Origin of the sequence: Prevotella sp. P5-92 (assembly GCF_002251245.1) — a bacterium.
In the GTDB taxonomy this organism is placed as follows: domain Bacteria; phylum Bacteroidota; class Bacteroidia; order Bacteroidales; family Bacteroidaceae; genus Prevotella.
This window is the reverse complement of sequence record NZ_NPJG01000109.1, coordinates 1-684: the sequence shown is the minus strand read 5'-3', so window position 1 is coordinate 684 and position 684 is coordinate 1. Positions and strand designations below refer to the sequence as shown.

Genomic DNA, 684 nt, shown 5'->3' with positions numbered 1-684 from the left:
CATTAGAAGAAAAGTTAGAAGCTATTAGATTAGTAGAGGCGGGGAACTCTCCTCGTTCAGTGTCTGACCGTTTACACATTGGACACCATCAAATTTATGAGTGGTTATACATTTATAAAGAAAAAGGAGTCTCCGGACTTGAAAACAAGCGTATATGTAAGAAAAACCAGTATTCATTTGAAAAAAAATGCGAAATTATTCGTGAATATCAAGAATCTGAGCTAACTTTGCCTGAGATTAGTTCAAAGCATGGTATCTCGGCTAGTACCTTAGTCGGCTGGCTGTCCAAGTTCAACAAGGGTGGAAAGGATGCGCTTGCAAGTAAGCAACCATCGCCAAGAGAACAATCCAAGAGCATTATGAGACGATTACCAAAGGAAGAGTGGGAGAAGGAAAACGAGAGGCTCCGCAAGGAGATCGAACGCCTCAGGGCGGAGAACCTGCTGCTAAAAAAAGTGAAAGCCTTAGTCGAGGAAAGAGAGTCCCGAAACAGAAGGATTGGGCGCGGGCCATTGACGAACTAAGGCGCGAGGAGCATGTGGATCTCAATCTCCTGCTGGAGTTGAAGAAGATGGCACGCAGCACTTTTTACTATCACATGAAAAATATTGGCAATGATGACAAATACAAGGATGTGAAGGACAAAATAGCAACAATATTCCACAAGCACAAAGGCCGGTACGG

1 protein-coding gene is annotated in these 684 nt (G+C 43.6%); it reads left to right on the top strand.

Going from position 1 to position 684, the window contains the following annotated elements; translation table 11 throughout:
• The coding region (locus tag CIK99_RS16095; protein WP_094381487.1) for a helix-turn-helix domain-containing protein at positions 1 to 524 on the top strand (524 nt) is incomplete at its 5' end.
• Positions 525 to 684: the final 160 nt, after the last annotated feature.